Below are 17382 nucleotides of genomic sequence, written 5' to 3'. Positions count from 1 at the left end.
TGTTCCTCAGCCTCTGCCGTCCAGCGCGTGTGTGGCCAATGCCGGAGGGAATTTGTTGCGGGCCTGCGTAAAGCGCAGCTCCCACAATTGCATCAGCTGGGCCACCACCGCGATGGCGATGCTGGCCGGTTCCTTGCCGTAGATGCCGGGAATGCCGATGGGGCAGGTCATGCGGTTCAACTGCTCTTGCGTGATGCCGCGCTCGGTCAGGCGGTGTTCAAACTGCTTGCGCTTGGTATAGGAGCCGATCAGGCCGAACCAGCCGACATCGCCGCGCGTCGCATCGCGCTTGAGGATGCGTTCGGTCAGTTGCTGGTCGAGGGCGTGGCTGTGGGTCATGACGAGATAATACGCACCCGGCTCGGCCATGTCGACTGCGGCATTGGGCACATCGGTGGCTTCCACCGTGACTTGCGGCGGCAGGTCGGCGGGGAACATGTCTTCACGTTCGTCCACCCACAGCACGCGGCAGGGCAGGTTGGACAGTACCTTGACGATGGCCGTGCCGACATGGCCGGCGCCGAACAGTACCACTTGCGGCTGGTGCGCGCGGCACAGGTCGAGCAGCCAGCGGCGGCCATGGGCATCGCGCGTGACGTAAGTCTGGCGAGCGTCGCGAAACAGCGTGGCGTGCAGGCCGTTGTCCGGCCCGTTGAGGTCGCAGGCTTCGCCGTCGGTTTCCACCAATTGCAACGGATCGGCATTGTCCAGCGGCAAGGCGCGCCAGATGTCGGTGCCGCTGCGCCAGTGCCGTTCCAGTTCCTTGAGCGTGCCCGAGCAGGACTGGTCGACCCGCTCAAAGGCCAGGAACACCACCCCGCCGCAGCATTGGCCCAGGCTCGGGCCGAGCGCGATACGCTCCAGCCGGCGCTGGGCCGGCAACTGGCCGGGGTCGCCTGCCAGCATGGCGCGCGCGATCTGCGCCGCACGCCATTCCAGGTGGCCGCCGCCGATGGTGTCGTACTGCCGGTCGGCGGTATAGACCATGCGCGCGCCGGCCTCGCGCGGCGTCGAGCCCTGGATCCCGGCCACCGTCACCAGCACCGCCGGGGTGGCGGCATCCTGCAATTCCCTCAACGCGGCAAGCCAGGTCGTCATGAATGCTCCTTTATTGGGTCACCACGGCCGCGCGCACCGCATCCACCGCGTCGAGGATGGCCTCGGACGTGGCCGGCGCGCGCAGCGGCGGGTTGACGCGATGTCCGCCCACCGCCGAGACCGCATCGCGGATGGCCAGGAACACCGAGAACGGCAGCAGCAGCGGCGGCTCGCCGGTGGCCTTGGAGCGGTGGATGGTGTCGGACACGTTGCTGTTCTTGAACAGTTCGGTGCGGAAGGTCGTCGGGCAATCGGACACGCCCGGAATCTTGTAGGTCGACGGCGCGTGCGTCATCAGCTTGCCGTCCTTGTTCCACCACAGCTCCTCGGTGGTCAGCCAGCCCATGCCCTGGATGAAGCCGCCTTCCACCTGGCCGATATCGATGGCCGGGTTCAGGCTTTCGCCGGCGTCGTACAGCAGGTCGGCCTGCAGCAGTTTCCATTCGCCGGTCAGGGTATCGATCACCACTTCGGCCACTGCCGCGCCATAGGCGTAATAGAAGAACGGGTGGCCGTTCATGGTCTTGGCGTCCCAGTGCACGCGCGGGGTCGAGTAGAAACCGTCCGACCACAGTTGCACGCGCTGCAGATAGGCCTGCATCACCAGGTCGGGGAAGGCCAGCGACTGCTCGCCGGCAATCGCCAGGCCGTCGGCGAAGCGCACTTCGGCAACGTCGACATTGAAGCGTTTGGCCGCCACTTGCGCCAGCCGCGCGCGGATCTGCAACGCCGCGTCCTGCGCCGCCTTGCCGTTCAGGTCGCTGCCGGTGGAGGCAGCGGTGGCCGAGGTGTTGGCGATCTTGCTGGTGTCGGTGGCGGTGCAGCGCACGCGCTCCAACGGCAGGCCCAGCGCATTGGCCACCACCTGCGCCACCTTGGTGTTCAAGCCCTGGCCCATTTCGGTGCCGCCGTGGTTCACCAGCACCGAGCCGTCGGTATAGACATGCACCAGCGAACCGGCCTGGTTCAGGTGCGGCACGTTGAAGGAGATGCCGAACTTCACCGGCGTCAGCGCCAGGCCCTTCTTCAGCACTTCGCTGCCGGCGTTGAACGCGGCGATGGCCTGGCGCCGCGCCTGGTAGTCGCTGGTGCGCTCCAGTTGGTCGACCAGCGCGTGGATCACGTTGTCTTCCACCTTCTGGCCGTAGTGGGTGGTGTTGCGGGCATCCGGGCCATCGGCGTCGCTCTTGCCGTAGAAGTTGGCGCGGCGCACTTCCAATGCATCCTTGCCGAGATTGCGCGCGATCTCGTCGACGATGTATTCGATCGCAATCGCGCCCTGCGGGCCGCCGAAGCCGCGGAAGGCGGTGTTGGACTGGGTGTTGGTCTTGCCGCACATGGCGTGGATCTCAACGTCCGACAGGTAGTAGGCATTGTCGAAGTGGCACACCGCGCGGGTCGCCACCGGGCCGGACAGGTCGGCCGAGAAGCCGGCGCGTGAGACCATGTCGATCCTGGCTGCGACGATGCGGCCGTTGTCGTCATAGCCGATCTCGTAGTCGTAGGCGAAGCAGTGGCGCTTGCCGGTGACAATCATGTCGTCGTCGCGGTCGGCGCGCAGCTTGACCGGGCGGCGCAGGCGCACCGCCGCCACCGCGGCCGCGCAGGCCCACAGCGCCGACTGCGATTCCTTGCCGCCGAAGCCGCCGCCCATGCGCCGGCATTCCACCAGCACGTCATGCGAGGCCACATGCAGCACGTGCGCGATGTGGTGCTGCATCTCGCTGGGGTGCTGGGTCGAGCAATACACATGCATGCCGCGGCCTTCCTTGGGGATGGCGTAGGAAATCTGCCCTTCGAGATAAAACTGCTCCTGGCCGCCGACGTCGAACTGGCCTTGCAGCCTGTGCGGCGCCTGGGCCAGGGCCGCGGCCGGCGCGCCGCGCGTCAGGTGCATCGGCGGCAGCACGTAGGACTGCGCCGCATGCGCCGCGCGCGGGGTCAGGATGGGTTCCAGTTCCTCATAGTCGATCACCGCGCAGCGCGCGCCGCGGCGGGCGTTGTCGTGGCTGTCGGCCACCACGATGAAGATCGGCTGGCCCACGTACTGCACCAGGCCGTCGGCCAGCACCGGGTCGTCCTTGATGATGGCGCCGCACTGGTTTTCGCCGGGGATGTCGGCGGCGGTCAACACCGCCACCACGCCGGGCGAGGCCTTGACCTTGGATAGGTCGATGTTGCGGATCCTGGCGTGGGCCTTTTGCGACAGGCCCAGCGCCGCATGCAGCGTGCCTTGCAGTTCGACGATGTCGTCGGTGTAGGTGGCTTCGCCGGTCACGTGCAGCAGCGCCGACTCGTGCGGATGCGGCTTGCCGACCTCGGCCCAGCCCTTGGGCGGCAGCGCCAGCCTGGACATGAATTCTTCAGTTTGCTTGTTCATCATTCTCTCCAGCTCATTCTTTCTGTCGCGCTCACGCCGCCGCGACGGCGAAGGCGCGTACTGCGTCGGCTGCCAGCGGCGCCTCGGCGCGGGTCTCCAGCCAGTAGCGGTACAGCAGGTTTTGCGCGGTGCGCAGGCGGTAGGCCGAGGTGGCGCGCATGTCCGACAGCGGCGCGTAGTCCTGCGCCATGGCCGCCATGGCGGCGCGCACCTGTTCTTCGCTCCAGTCCATCCCGTTCAGCACGGCTTCGGCTTGCGCGGCGCGCTTGGGCGTGGCCGCCATGCCGCCGTAGCACATGCGCGCTTCCTTCACCCGGCCGCCGTCCAGCGTGAAGGCGAAGGCGGCGCACACGGCCGAGATGTCCTGGTCGAAACGCTTGGACAGCTTGTAGACGCGGAACTGCACCTCGGCGCGCGGCAGCGGCACGCGCACCGCCTGCACGATTTCGTTGGGCTGCAGCGCCGACTTCTGGTAAGCGATGTAGAAGTCTTCCAGCGGCATCGTGCGCCGGCCATCCACGCTGAACAGGACGATCTGCGCATCGAGCGCGATCAGCCACGGCATCGAGTCGCCGATGGGCGAACCGTTGGCGACGTTACCGCCCAGGGTGCCGGCATTGCGCACCGGCATCGAGGCAAAGCGCTGCCACATCTCGGAGAGTTCTTGCGGGTAATGCTTGTTGAGTTCGCCGTAGGCCTGCTCCAGCGAGATGCCGGCGCCGATTTCCAGGAAGCCGTCCCGCTTTTCCATCCGGCGCAGTTCTTCCACCTGGCCGATGTAGATGATGTCGCCCAAATCGCGCATGTGCTTGGTGACCCACAGGCCGACGTCGGTCGAGCCGGCCAGGATGCGCGCCTGGGGGAGGTCGCTGCGCAATTGCGCCAGTTGCGCCAGCGTGCGCGGCGCATGGAAAGTCTGGCCGTTGTGGGTGACCGCCAGCGCTTCTTCGCGCTGGATGCCCCGTAATGCCTCGGCTACCTGTTGGCGGTCGAACTCCACCGCCGGCAACTGGCCCATGCGGCGCGCGGCATCGATGATGGGGCGGTAGCCGGTGCAGCGGCACAGGTTGCCCGATAACGCATCGTCGATCTCGCGCTTGCTCGGCGCGATGCCGTCCTGGTCATGCTTGAGGTACAGGCCCCACAGCGACATCACGAAGCCCGGCGTGCAGAAACCGCATTGCGAACCGTGGCATTCCACCATGGCTTGCTGCACCGGATGCAGGCAGCCGTCGGATTGCTTGAGGTCTTCCACGGTGAACAGCGCGCGGCCGTCCAGCGTCGGTAAAAACTGGATGCAGGAATTGACGGTCTTCAATTCCAGCCTGTCGTCGCGCAGCTCGCCAAGCACCACCGTGCAGGCGCCGCAGTCGCCCTCGGCGCAGCCTTCCTTGGTGCCGGTGCAATGCAGGTCCTCGCGCAGGTGCTGCAACACGGTGCGGGTATTGGGCAGGCCCTGGGCCTGGCGGATCTCTCCACGGTAATAAAACTGGACAGGGCGCTGGACAGGGCGCTGGGCAGGGCGTTGGATGGGGCGAATCGGTTCTGACATGTGTTTGCTCTATGTAATTGTCTACAAAACAGTTGCTGCTTTGTGGCGCGCTCCAGGGCGGATCGTGGGGCGCACTCTTATTGTTCGAGCGAGCGGGAAGCGTCGGTGTGCCGCGCATGAGCGGTTGTCGGCTTCCTGCACGGCAGGTTTTTGCATGGATATGCATTCAAGAAACGTGCCGGGGTTCTCAAAGGATGGAACTGATTGTCCGTCTCGTTCTGTCGGGAACGATTGTCCAATTCCATCGTTTGACAATCCCGGGATGCACCGCCTCGCGCGGCGCATCCCGTTACTGCCGTTGGTTACTGCCTGTGCTTGCCGCTGCCTTATTCGCCGAGGTAGATCAGCTTGAACAGGAAGATCGCGGCGATGATCCAGATTACCACCGACACGTCCTTCACGCGCCCGGTCAGCAGCTTCAGGCCGGCGTAGCTGATGAAGCCCAGCGCCAGGCCGTTGGCGATCGAGTAGGTGAAGGGCATGACCAGTGCGGTGATCACGGCCGGCACGCATTCGGTGGTGTCATCCCAATCGATGTGCGCCAGTTCGCGCACCATCAGGCAAGCCACGAAGAACAGCGCCGGCGCAGTCGCATAAGCCGGCACCACGCCCGCCAGCGGCGCGATGAACAGGCACAGCAGGAACAGCACGGCAATCGCCACGGCGGTCAGGCCGGTGCGGCCGCCGGCCTGCACCCCGGCCGCACTTTCAATATAGGCAGTGGTGCTGGAGGTGCCAAGCAGGGAACCGGCGACGATGGCGGTGCTGTCAGCCATCAGCGCCTTGTTCAGGCGATCCATCTTGCCGTCCTTCATCAACCCGGCGCGTTGGGCCACGCCCATCAGCGTCCCGGTGGCGTCGAACAGTTCAACCAGGAAGAACACCAGCACCACGTTGAGCAAGCCCATCGACAGCGCGCCCTTCACATCCAGCTGCAGGAAGGTCGGCGCCAGCGACGGCGGCGGCGCGAACACGCCGCTGAAGTGGTTGCCGCCGAACAAGAAGCTCAGCACCGTGACCAGCAGGATGCCGATCAGCAGCGCGCCGCGCACTTTCATCTTGTCCAGCGCCACGATCACCAGGAAGCCGATGATGGCCATCACCGCCGCCGGCTGGTGCAGGTCGCCCATGGTGACGAAAGTGGCCGGGTTGGCGGCGACGATGCCGGCGCTCTTGAGCGAGATGATCGCCAGGAACAGCCCGATGCCGGCCGGGATGGCCGTCCGCAGCGACTTCGGGATGCTCTTGATGATCAGTTCGCGGATGCGCAGCAGGCTGACTATCAGAAACAGGCAACCCGAGATCAGCACCGCGCCCAGCGCGGCTTGCCAGGGGAACCCCATGCCCTTGACCACCGCGTAGGCGAAGTAGGCGTTGAGGCCCATGCCGGGCGCCAGGCCGATGGGGTAGTTGGCGTACAGGCCCATGATCAGGGTGCCGACGGCGGCGGCCAGGCAGGTGGCGACGAACACCGCATCCTTGGGCATGCCGGCGTCGCCCAGGATGGACGGGTTGACGAAGATGATGTAGGCCATCGTCAGGAAGGTGGTCAGGCCTGCCAGCAGTTCGGTGCGGACGGTGGTGCCGTTCTCGCTGAGTTTGAAGTAGTTGTCTAGCGCGTTCATTCTTGGTTGTCTCCGTTTGGTCCTTTTTTATACGCCGGAAAACTTGCCTGCTTCACTTGCTGGCAAAAAATGGGCGTTGCTGTATGCGTATTGGTTGCAGCGTACGTAATGTCGTTGAATTTCATGGTGAGGACGTAAGTCGCGGGAAATAGCCACTATAAACATATGGTTATATGGGTATAAGGCGCTTAAAAAAGGCTGGTGGCAAGAGGGTTGGCATGGCGCATTGCGGATGCACGGGTATGGAATCCTGTTGATGCCGATATCGTTTATGGCTTCGCCGCCGCCCGGTTCCAATAATCCGGCTGCGCATAAACCTCCTTCAGGTAATCGATGAAAAACCGCGTCTTGGCCGGCAAATGCCGCTGCTGCGGATACACCGCCATGATGTCGTAGTGGGGCAGGGCATAGTCGTCCAGCACCGTCACCAGCTCCCCCGAGGCCAGTTGCGCCTGGATTTCCCAGGTCGAGCGCCAGGCCAGGCCCAGGCCCTCGCCGGCCCAGCGGTGCAGCAGTTCGCCGTCGTTGCAATCGAGGTTGCCCTGCACCTTGACGATCACCGGCTTGCCATTTTGCTGGAAATACCAGCCGCGCTGCTGGCCGCCCTGCAGGTTGAAGGCCAGGCAATTGTGGCCGGCCAGGTCGTCCAGCGTCTTGGGCATGCCGTTCCGGTGCAGGTATTCGGGCGAGGCGCACACCACCCGGCGGTTGCTGGCCAGGCGCACGGCCACGAAGCTGGGCTCGATCGCGCCGCCGATGCGGATGCCCAGGTCATAGCCTTCACGCACCAGGTCGACCACGCGGTCGGTCAGGTTGAACGAGATCTGCACCTCCGGGTGCGCCGCCAGGAAGCTCGGGGCATGCGGCGCCACGTGCAGGCGGCCGTAGGCGGCCGGGGTGGAAACCACCAGGTGGCCGGTGGCCTTGTGGCGGCCTTCGGCGATGCTTTTTTCGGCCGTCTCCATCTGCTCCAGCAGCTTGCGGCAATGGTCGAGGAACACGCTGCCTTGCTCGGTCAGCGTCAGGTGGCGCGTGGTCCGGTGCATCAGCTTGGTGCCCAGGCGTTTTTCCAGGGCGTCGATGCGCCGCCCCATCATCACCGGCGTCACTTTCTCTTCCAGCGCGGCCGCCGCCAGGCTGCCTTTATCGACCACCAAGACAAAAGCTTCAATTTGTTTGAGTTTGTCCATTATCCGATCCGATTCAATACTTTTTCTATATTTCCATACTTTTAATAAGTAATAAACAGATTTTTATTGTTCTTATCAATCGAAATTGTAGCGATTAGGATGGGCTCCAGAATGAATCAGAGAACGGTATGCCCGCCAAGGGCGGCCATCACCTTATCGCAATCAGTAATCCTGGAGAACAACATGGCAAAGATGAGAGCAGTCGACGCGGCGGTTTATGTGCTGGAAAAGGAAGGTTGCCTGCAAGCCTTCGGCGTGCCGGGCGCGGCGATCAACCCGTTTTACTCGGCGCTGAAGCGCCACGGCGGCATCAAGCACGTGCTGGCGCGCCACGTCGAGGGTGCCTCGCACATGGCGGAAGGCTACACCCGTGCCAAGGCCGGCAACATCGGCCTGTGCATCGGCACCTCGGGCCCGGCCGGCACCGACATGATCACCGGCCTGTATTCGGCCCAGGCCGACTCCATTCCTATCTTGTGCATTACCGGCCAGGCGCCGCGCGCCCGTTTGTACAAGGAAGACTTCCAGGCGGTCGATATCGAATCCATCGCCAAGCCGGTCACCAAGTGGGCCGTCACCGTGCGCGAGCCGGCGCTGGTGCCGCGCGTGTTCCAGCAGGCCTTCCACCTGATGCGCTCGGGCCGTCCCGGCCCGGTGCTGATCGACCTGCCGTTCGACGTGCAGATGGCCGAGATCGAGTTCGACCCCGATACCTACGCGCCGCTGCCGGTCTATCGCCCCGCGGCCACCCGCGCCCAGATCGAAAAGGCGCTGGCCATGCTCAACGAGTCGGAGCGCCCGCTGCTGACCATCGGCGGCGGCGTGGTCAATGCCGACGCCGCCGCGCTGGCGGTGGAGTTCGCCGAACTGACCGGCGTGCCGGTCATCCCCACGCTGATGGCCTGGGGCGCGATCCCCGACGACCACCCGCAGATGGCCGGCATGGTCGGCCTGCAGACCAGCCACCGCTACGGCAACGCCACCATGCTGGCGTCGGACTTCGTGCTGGGCATCGGCAACCGCTGGGCCAACCGCCACACCGGTTCCGTCGAGGTCTTCACCAAGGGCCGCAAGTTCGTCCACGTCGATATCGAACCGACCCAGATCGGCCGCGTGTTCGGCCCCGACTATGGCATCGTCAGCGATGCCGGCGCCGCATTGAAACTGTTCGTCGACGTGGCGAAGGAAATGAAGGCCGCCGGCAAGCTGCCCGACCGCTCGGCCTGGCTGGCCGAATGCCAGCAGCGCAAGAAGAGCATGCTGCGCCGGACCAATTTCAATGAAACGCCGGTCAAGCCGCAGCGCGTGTATGAAGAGATGAACCGCGCCTTCGATCGCGAGACCTGCTACGTGGCCACCATCGGCCTGTCGCAGATCGCCGCCGCCCAGTTCCTGCACGTCTACAAGGACCGCCACTGGATCAACTGCGGCCAAGCCGGCCCGCTGGGCTGGACCATTCCCGCCGCGCTGGGCGTGGTCGCCGCCGATCCCAAGCGCAAGGTGGTGGCGATCTCGGGCGACTACGACTTCCAGTTCATGATCGAAGAGCTGGCCGTGGGCGCGCAGTTCAACCTGCCTTACCTGCATGTGCTGGTGAACAACTCCTATCTCGGCCTGATCCGCCAGGCGCAGCGCGGCTTCGACATGGACTACTGCGTGCAGCTGGCGTTCGAGAACGTCAACGCACCGGAACTCAACGGCTACGGCGTAGACCACGTCGCCGTGGTCGAAGGCCTGGGCTGCAAGGCGATCCGCGTGACCGACCCCAACGGCATCCAGGACGCCTTCGCGCAAGCCAAGCGCCTGATGGAAGAGTTCCGCGTGCCGGTGGTGGTGGAAATCATCCTCGAGCGCGTCACCAACATCGCCATGGGCACCGAGATCGACGCCATCAACGAATTCGAGGAACTGGCCACCAAGCCGGAACACGCGCCGACTGCCATCAGCATGCTCGACTGAGCGGCTGAACCGCACCGATCCGAAGAGGAGACAAAAGTCGCCGGCAAGAGCGACGCCACCTTGTGGCCGGAAGGATAGAAAAAACCATAGGAGCACTCATGACCAAACTCGCTGCCAACCTCACCATGCTGTTCACCGAACAGCCTTTCCTCGACCGCTTCCAGGCGGCCGCCGACATCGGTTTCAAGGCCGTCGAATTCCTGTTCCCCTATGCCTTTGATCCCGAGCAGATCGCCGACCGCCTGCGCGCGGCCAAGCTGCAACTGGTGCTGCACAACCTGCCGGCCGGCAATTGGGACGGCGGCGAGCGCGGCATCGCCTGCCATCCGGACCGCGTGGCAGAATTTCGCGCCGGCGTGGACGACGCCATCCGCTACGGCCGCGCATTGGGCGTGCAGCAGTTGAACTGCCTGGTCGGCATCCTGCCGCCTGGCGTCTCGCGCGAAGCCGCGCGCGAAGTCCTGGTCGGCAACCTGAAGTACGCCGCCGGCAAGCTGAAGGAGCACGGCATCCGCCTGCTGATCGAACCGATCAACAGCTTCGACATCCCGGGCTTCTTCCTTAACACCACCAAACAGGCGCTGGAACTGATCCTCGCCACCGGCTCCGACAACCTGTTCGTGCAGTACGACATCTACCACATGCAGCGCATGGAAGGCGAGCTGGCCAACACCATCAAGGCCAATCTCTCGCTGATCGCCCACGTGCAACTGGCCGACAACCCCGGCCGCTTCGAACCCGGCACCGGCGAGATCAATTACCGCTACCTGTTCCGCTTCCTCGACGAGATCGGCTACGACGGCTGGATCGGCTGCGAGTACAAGCCCAAGGCTGGAACGAAAGAGGGACTGGGTTGGATCAAGGAACACGGCCTTTAAGCCTTATCGGCACAACATCAATCATCAAGGAGAAACAGCATGGCAAAAGTCGGATTCATCGGCCTGGGCATCATGGGCGCGCCCATGGCGGAAAACCTGCAAAAGGGCGGCCACAAACTGTACCTGCACGACCAGAAGAACCCGCCGGCGGCATTGCTGGAAGGCGGCGCCACCGTCTGCACCTCGGGCGCTGAAGTCGCCAAGCGCGCCGACATCGTCATCGTCATGGTGCCGGACACCCCGCATGTGGAAGCCGTGCTGTTCGGCGACAAGGGTGTGGCCGAAGGCCTGTCGGCCGGCAAGATCGTGGTCGACATGAGTTCGATCTCGCCCATCGCCACCAAGGGCTTCGCGCAAAAGATCAACGCGCTGGGCTGCCAATACCTGGACGCCCCGGTCTCCGGCGGCGAAGTCGGCGCCAAGGCCGCTTCGCTGACCATCATGGTGGGCGGCTCGGAAGGCGCCTTCAACGATGTAAAGCCGCTGTTCGAACTGATGGGCAAGAACATCACCCTGGTCGGCGGCAACGGCGACGGCCAGACCACCAAGGTCGCCAACCAGATCATCGTGGCATTGAACATCCAGGCCGTGGCCGAAGCATTGCTGTTTGCTTCCAAGGCCGGCGCCGACCCGGCGCGCGTGCGCCAGGCGCTGATGGGCGGCTTCGCTTCCTCGCGCATCCTGGAAGTGCACGGCGAACGCATGGTCAAGCGCACCTTCAATCCCGGTTTCCGCATCGAACTGCACCAGAAGGACCTGAACCTGGCCCTGCAAGGCGCCAAGCAACTCGGCATCAGCCTGCCCAACACCGCCGCCGCACAGGAACTGATGAACGCCTGCGCCGCCAACGGCATGAGCGGTCTGGACCACTCGGCGCTGTGCCGTGCGGTAGAGATCATGTCCAACCACGAGATCGCCAAGGCCTGAGGCAATCCCGGGCGATGCCGAAGGCGAGCCGGTAACGCTTTCCCCTTGTGGGCTAGCCGCCGGAGTGCGGTAAAAAATGGATCAGAAAGGCAGTCGGAGCGTAGCGACTCTGCCTTTCCCATTTTTTACCGCGCTCCGGCGGGAACCCTCCGAAGGAGGGCTGGCACTTAGGGCCGCTTTTCTTTGCTTACTTTCTTTGGCGGGCCAAAGAAAGTGAGCGGCTGCCGGGCCGCTCCCGGCGCTCCCCTTCGACCGGAGAGACAGCCCAATAAAGTCAGAGCACCAGAACGCAGCAAGACCAGACTACCCAAATAATCCCACCACTGGAGCCCCCACCATGCGCCGCCAACGCCAGGCCAAAATCGTCGCCACCCTAGGCCCTGCCAGCGCTTCCCGCGAAATGATCCAGGCGCTGTTCGAAGCCGGCGCCGACGTTTTTCGTTTCAACTTCAGCCACGGCACCCACGCCGACCACCAGGCGCGCTACCAGATCGTGCGCGCGGTAGAACGCGAGGTCGGGCGCCCGATCGCGGTGCTGGCCGACCTGCAAGGCCCCAAGCTGCGCATCGGCCAGTTCGCCGAGGGCAAGGTGACGCTGCAGCAAGGGCAGGCATTCACGCTCGACCGCGATGCGCAACCCGGCGACGCCAGCCGCGTCTGCCTGCCGCACCCCGAATTGTTCGAAGCCATCGCCGCCGGCCAGTCGCTGCTGCTGGATGACGGCAAACTGCGCCTGCAGGTGGAATACAGCGACGGCGCGACCATCCGCACCCGCGTGGTCAACGGCGGCGCGCTGTCCGACCGCAAGGGCGTCAACGTGCCTGACGCCGTGCTGCCGATCCCGGCGCTGACCGAGAAGGACCGGCGCGACCTGGCCTTCGCGCTGGACATGGGCGCCGACTGGATTGCGCTGTCCTTCGTGCAGCGTCCGGAAGATGTGGAAGAGGCGCGCAGCCTGATCGGCGGCCGCGCCGCGGTGCTGTCGAAACTGGAAAAGCCCGCCGCGCTGGACCGCCTGGACGAGATCGTGCGCGCCTCGGACGCCATCATGGTGGCGCGCGGCGACCTCGGCGTGGAACTGCCGCCCGAGCGCGTGCCGGGCACCCAGAAGCGCATCCTGCGCGTGTGCCGCCAGCACGGCAAGCCGATCGTGATCGCCACCCAGATGCTGGAATCGATGATCACCGCCCCGGTGCCCACGCGCGCCGAAGTCTCGGACGTGGCCAGCGCCATCTATGACGGCTCCGACGCTGTGATGCTGTCGGCCGAGTCGGCCAACGGCGCCTACCCGCTGCAGGCGGTCTCGATGATGGATCGCGTGATCGCCGAAGTGGAGCGCGACCCGCTGTACCGCAACATGCTCGACGCCCAGCACGAGACGCCGCAACCCAACCGGTCGGACGCCATCTGCTCGGCCCTGCGCGACGTCGCCGGCATCGTCGGCGCCACTGCCACCGTGACCTACACCAGCTCCGGCCACACCAGCCTGCGCGCCGCCCGCGAACGGCCGATGGCGCCGATCTTGAGCATCACCCCGCAACTGGCGACGGCGCGCCGCCTGGCATTGGTCTGGGGCGTGCACTCCACCATCAGCGACCAGATCCACAACGAAAGCGACATGGTCAGCGCCGCCTGCCAGACGGCATTGAAGGAAGGTTTCGCCAGGAAGGGCGACCAGATCGCGATCACCGCCGGCATGCCGTTCGGGCAGCCGGGGAGTACCAATCTGTTGCGGTTGGCGGAGGTGTGGGGATGAGGTATTGAAGAAAGCCCGGTTTCAACGACAAAGGTGCTCAAGGTGTAATGCCGTTCAGTTAAACGCTGAACGGCATTTTTTTGTGCAGTCCAGACTCCGTTCGCCCTGAGTAGCTGCGCAGCAGCGTATCGAAGGGCAGGCAAGACCGTTGACGCTGATACGCTGACACGCTGGCTTCGATACGGCCCTGGCGGGCCTACTCAGCCCGAACGGGGTCTGTGATGAGTGTGATTAAGGATTCGTCTTAACTGAACGGCATTACGCCCTCGGGCGCCTTTGTCGTTTTGGTGCGGGAAATCCGATCCGTTCAGAACTGTTCCCAGTCGCCGTCCGCCACTTTGGCGGAAGCCACCGCAGGCGCATCGGACGGTTTGTTCGCGGCGGCTGCCGGTTTCTGGGGCAGTGCCTTCATCTTTACTGCTGGCGCCGCTTTTTTGACGCTTGCCGCCGGCCTGGCGGCAGTGGCCGGCACGGTGCCTTGTTCCAGCTTGAACACGCTGACCGCCTCCATCAACTGCGCCGCCTGCTCCTGCATCGCCTGCGCGGCGGCGGCAGCTTCTTCCACCAGCGCCGCGTTCTGCTGCGTCGATTCATCCATCAGCGTGATGGCACGGTTGATCTCTTCGATGCCGGTGCTTTGCTCCTGGCTGGCGGCGCTGATCTCGGCGACGATGTCGGTCACGCGCTTGACGCTGGAGACTACCTCGGTCATGGTAGAGCCGGCTTGCGCCACCAGCTTGCTGCCGGTGTCGACCTTGGTCACCGAATCCTCGATCAGGGCTTTGATTTCCTTGGCGGCGGTGGCGCTGCGTTGGGCCAGCGAGCGCACTTCCGAGGCCACCACCGCAAAGCCGCGGCCTTGCTCGCCGGCGCGGGCGGCTTCGACGGCGGCGTTGAGCGCGAGGATGTTGGTCTGGAAGGCAATGCTGTCGATCACGCCGATGATGTCGACGATCTTCTTCGAGGATTCGTTGATCGAGGCCATGGTGTCGACCACCTGGCCGACCACGGCGCCGCCTTCGACCGCCACGCCCGAGGCGGAGACTGCCAACTGGTTGGCCTGGCGCGCGTTGTCGGCGTTTTGCTTGACGGTGGAGGTCAGTTCTTCCATGGCCGAGGCGGTTTCTTCCAGCGAACCGGCTTGCTGCTCGGTGCGCGAGGACAGGTCCATGTTGCCGCTGGCGATTTCCCCGGAAGCGTGGTTGATGGTGTCGGTGCCGCTGCGCACGCGGCCGACGATGGCGCCGAGATTTTCGTTCATCAGTTTCAGGGCCGCCATCAGTTCGCCGGTTTCATCCCTTGACTTCACTTCGACGCGCGTGCTGAGGTCGCCGTCGGCCACGCGCCGGGCTACGGCTACCGCGTTGATCAGCGGGCGCGTGATGCTGCGCGACACCAGCAGCGCCACTGCCGCCGCCAGCAGCAAGGCCGCCACGGCGAGGCTGTTGATGATGGTGCGCGCGCTGGAGGAATCATGCGCGGCGGCTTCTCCTGCCGCGTCCATCAGCCCGCCCTGGTAGTCGAACATGGCGTCGAGCGCGATGAAGTACTTGACCTGCACCGGCATGAATTGCTGGGGCAGGAAGAGCTTGGCTTCGTCGACCTGGCCGGCCTGGGCCAGCGCCATCAGCTTGTCGCGCGCCGGAAGGTAGGCATCGCGCGCGGCGATGGCGGCTTCGATGTAGCGCTTGTCCTCGTCGGTGCGGGCGACCTCGCGCATTTTCATCAGGCCTTCGTTCATCTTCTTGTCGGCCGCCGCCGCATCGGCCGCCAGCGCCTTGATGCGCTCGGCGTCTGCGCTCAGCAGGATGTCGCGGATGTCGAGCGCGATCTTGTTGACCTGGATCTGGATGGTGTTGGCCATCACGGTCTTGGGATAGCGGTCCTTGACGATCAGGTTGATGCCGTCCGTCAGCCGGGCGAGCTGGGTATTGCCGAGGACGGCGATGGCGATCAGGAGCGCAATCACGACGCCGAAGCCGATGGCGAGGCGGGCGCCGATTTTCATGTTGGCAATGTTCATGGTGGACCTTTGGCGCGAGCGTTGTTCGGGAAAAAAAGAGTGATGCAACGAAGAAACACCGTTTCCCGCAGGCATCCATGCGCACGCGCGCAAGCGGCGCGAGGCCGGATGCGTTGGTGAAGCTGTTGTGAGCGTTGAGCGATGCAGCGGACGATTCACCGTCACCCTGATTGCAAGTCTTGTGCCAAAAAATCAGGCGAGTTTTTTATTGTTCTGCGGCGGCAAGCTGGCAAGCCGGTCGGCTGCCCTTGCTCTTGTGGTGCTGCGGCGTCGTCGGAACAGCCCCGGATGAAGGCGGTTCCGATCCGCTATGCGACGCTTGGGGCAGGGGATTGGGCGCGCCCCTCAGCGCGCCGCTTCGGCCAGCTCCAGCGACAGTGCGTTGTGGCGCTCCATCACTGTGCCGAGGTCGATGGTGGTGCATTGCCCCTCGCGCACCACCACACGGCCGTTGATGATGCTCCAGGCGGCATTGGCCGGGGTGCAGAACACCAGCGCCGCCACCGGGTCGTGCAGGCCGCCGGCGAAGCCGATCTGGCGCGTGTCGAACAGCACCACGTCGGCCGACATGCCGGGCTTCAATGCGCCGATGTCGTCGCGGTTCAGGACCTTGGCGCCACCCAGCGTGGCGATTTCCAGCGCTTGGCGCGCGGTCATGGCGTCCGGGCCGAAGCCCACGCGCTGCAGCAGCATGGCCTGGCGCACTTCGCCCATCATGTGGGCGGAGTCGTTGGAAGCGCTGCCGTCCACGCCCAGGCCGACCGGCACGCCCGCATCCACCATCTTGCGGATGGGGGCGATGCCGGAGGCCAGCCGCATGTTGGAACAGGGGCAGTGCGCCACGCCGGTGCCGGTGCGGGCGAACAGGGCGATGCCGTGGTCGTCCAGCTGCACGCAGTGGGCGTGCCAGACGTCGTGGCCGACCCAGCCGCAGTCTTCGGCGTATTCGGCCGGGGTCATGTTGAATTTCTCGCGGCTGTAGGCGATGTCGTTGACGTTTTCGGCCAGGTGGGTATGCAGCGAGACCTTGTAGTGGCGGGCCAGGTTGGCGGCTTCGCGCATCAGGTCGCGCGAGACCGAGAACGGCGAGCAGGGCGCGACCACGATGCGCTGCATGGCGTGGCGGCTTGCATCGTGATAGGTCTCGATCAGGCGGCGCGTGTCTTTCAGGATGGCTTCTTCGTCTTCCACCACGCGGTCCGGCGGCAGGCCGCCCTTGGACTGGCCCACGCTCATGGCGCCGCGCGCGCCGTGGAAGCGCATGCCGATTTCGGCGGCGGCTTCCAGGCTGTCGTCCAGGCGGGTCTGGTTGGGATAGATGTAGAGATGGTCGCTGCTGGTGGTGCAGCCGGAGAGGATCAGTTCGGCCATCGCGGTCAGCGTGGAGACCTTGATCATTTCGGGCGTGAGGCCGGCCCAGATCGGGTAGAGGTTGGTGAGCCAGTTGAACAGTTCGCCGTTTTGCGCGGCGGGGATGGCGCGCGTCAGGCTCTGGTACATGTGGTGGTGGGTGTTGACCAGGCCGGGGATGGCGACGTGGTGTCTTGCGTCGATGATTTCGTCGGCTTGTTGCGGCAGCTCGGCGCTGGGGCCGACTTGTTCGATGACGTTGTTGCGGATGAAGATGGCGCCGTCTTTGATTTCTTCCCTGGTGTCGTTCATGGTGACGACGACTTTTGCGTTCTTGATCAGCAGGGTTTGGTCTTTTTGTTGCATGGGAGGGACTCCTTTTTTGTTCCTTATGGGTTGGTGTTGGGGCTTTGTCGGCGCAGGTGACAGTGGAGTCCCTTTTTTGTCCCTATTAACGCTGCGTCGGAGGGGTTGTTTTTCTGTTGCTGTTGTTGCTGCTGTTGTTGTTGGGTAGTCTGGTCTTGCTGCTGGTCGATGTACTGGCTTAATGCTTTTCTTTCTTCGGTTGGAGGGGAGCGCCGGGAGCGGCCCGGCAGCCGCTCACTTTCTTTGCTCCGCCAAAGAAAGTAAGCAAAGAAAGGCGG

10 protein-coding genes and 2 pseudogenes are annotated in these 17382 nt (G+C 64.5%); 4 read left to right on the top strand and 8 right to left on the bottom strand.

Annotation, left to right across the window (positions count from 1 at the left end; genetic code table 11):
• Positions 1-6 precede the first annotated feature (6 nt).
• The 5 genes from xdhC to AC07N6_RS19755 form a co-directional block, all read right to left on the bottom strand.
• Positions 7-1098, bottom strand: coding sequence for a xanthine dehydrogenase accessory protein XdhC (xdhC, locus tag AC07N6_RS19775; RefSeq protein WP_494782122.1), 1092 nt, complete (start codon positions 1096-1098; stop codon positions 7-9).
• A gap of 10 nt (positions 1099-1108) precedes the next feature.
• Positions 1109-3478 (bottom strand): xanthine dehydrogenase molybdopterin binding subunit, encoded by a 2370-nt coding sequence (gene xdhB, locus AC07N6_RS19770; RefSeq protein ID WP_494782121.1) that lies wholly within the window; start codon positions 3476-3478, stop codon positions 1109-1111.
• Between the two features lie 31 nt (positions 3479-3509).
• Entirely contained in the window at positions 3510-5030 is a 1521-nt protein-coding gene (gene xdhA / locus AC07N6_RS19765) for a xanthine dehydrogenase small subunit (protein ID WP_494782120.1), read from the bottom strand.
• Between the two features lie 326 nt (positions 5031-5356).
• On the bottom strand, positions 5357-6655 hold the full coding sequence (locus tag AC07N6_RS19760; protein WP_494782119.1) for an NCS2 family permease: 1299 nt from the start codon (positions 6653-6655) through the stop codon (positions 5357-5359).
• 269 nt (positions 6656-6924) lie between these two features.
• A complete protein-coding gene (locus AC07N6_RS19755; protein WP_494782118.1) occupies positions 6925-7845 on the bottom strand; it encodes a LysR family transcriptional regulator in 921 nt (306 codons plus the stop codon).
• A 183-nt stretch (positions 7846-8028) separates the two neighbouring features.
• Between AC07N6_RS19755 and gcl the strand changes: the two genes are divergently transcribed.
• From gcl to pyk, 4 genes and pseudogenes are all read left to right on the top strand, one after another.
• Positions 8029-9804, top strand: a complete 1776-nt coding sequence (gene gcl, locus AC07N6_RS19750) for a glyoxylate carboligase (RefSeq protein WP_494782117.1) — start codon at positions 8029-8031, stop codon at positions 9802-9804.
• Between the two features lie 98 nt (positions 9805-9902).
• Entirely contained in the window at positions 9903-10682 is a 780-nt protein-coding gene (gene hyi, locus AC07N6_RS19745; RefSeq protein ID WP_494782116.1) for a hydroxypyruvate isomerase, read from the top strand.
• A gap of 27 nt (positions 10683-10709) precedes the next feature.
• Positions 10710-11609, top strand: a pseudogene (gene glxR / locus AC07N6_RS19740) (2-hydroxy-3-oxopropionate reductase); the annotation flags it as partial.
• Positions 11610-11946: 337 nt separating this feature from the next.
• Positions 11947-13365, top strand: a complete 1419-nt coding sequence (pyk, locus tag AC07N6_RS19735) for a pyruvate kinase (protein WP_494782115.1) — start codon at positions 11947-11949, stop codon at positions 13363-13365.
• 307 nt (positions 13366-13672) lie between these two features.
• Here the strand turns inward: pyk and AC07N6_RS19730 are convergent, their stop codons facing one another.
• From AC07N6_RS19730 to AC07N6_RS19720, 3 genes and pseudogenes are all read right to left on the bottom strand, one after another.
• Positions 13673-15388 carry a methyl-accepting chemotaxis protein gene (locus AC07N6_RS19730; RefSeq protein ID WP_494782114.1) on the bottom strand — a complete coding sequence of 572 codons (1716 nt, stop codon included), beginning with the start codon at positions 15386-15388 and terminating at the stop codon, positions 13673-13675.
• Between the two features lie 345 nt (positions 15389-15733).
• Complete coding sequence (locus tag AC07N6_RS19725; protein WP_494782113.1) at positions 15734-17104, bottom strand: 8-oxoguanine deaminase; 1371 nt, start codon at positions 17102-17104, stop codon at positions 15734-15736.
• A gap of 23 nt (positions 17105-17127) precedes the next feature.
• Positions 17128-17382: pseudogene (locus AC07N6_RS19720) on the bottom strand (hypothetical protein); the annotation flags it as partial.

It is taken from the genome of Herbaspirillum sp. GW821-FHT09A12 (assembly GCF_059418325.1).
Note: the sequence above shows the minus strand (reverse complement) of the source record. Positions and strands in the feature narration are given on the sequence as shown.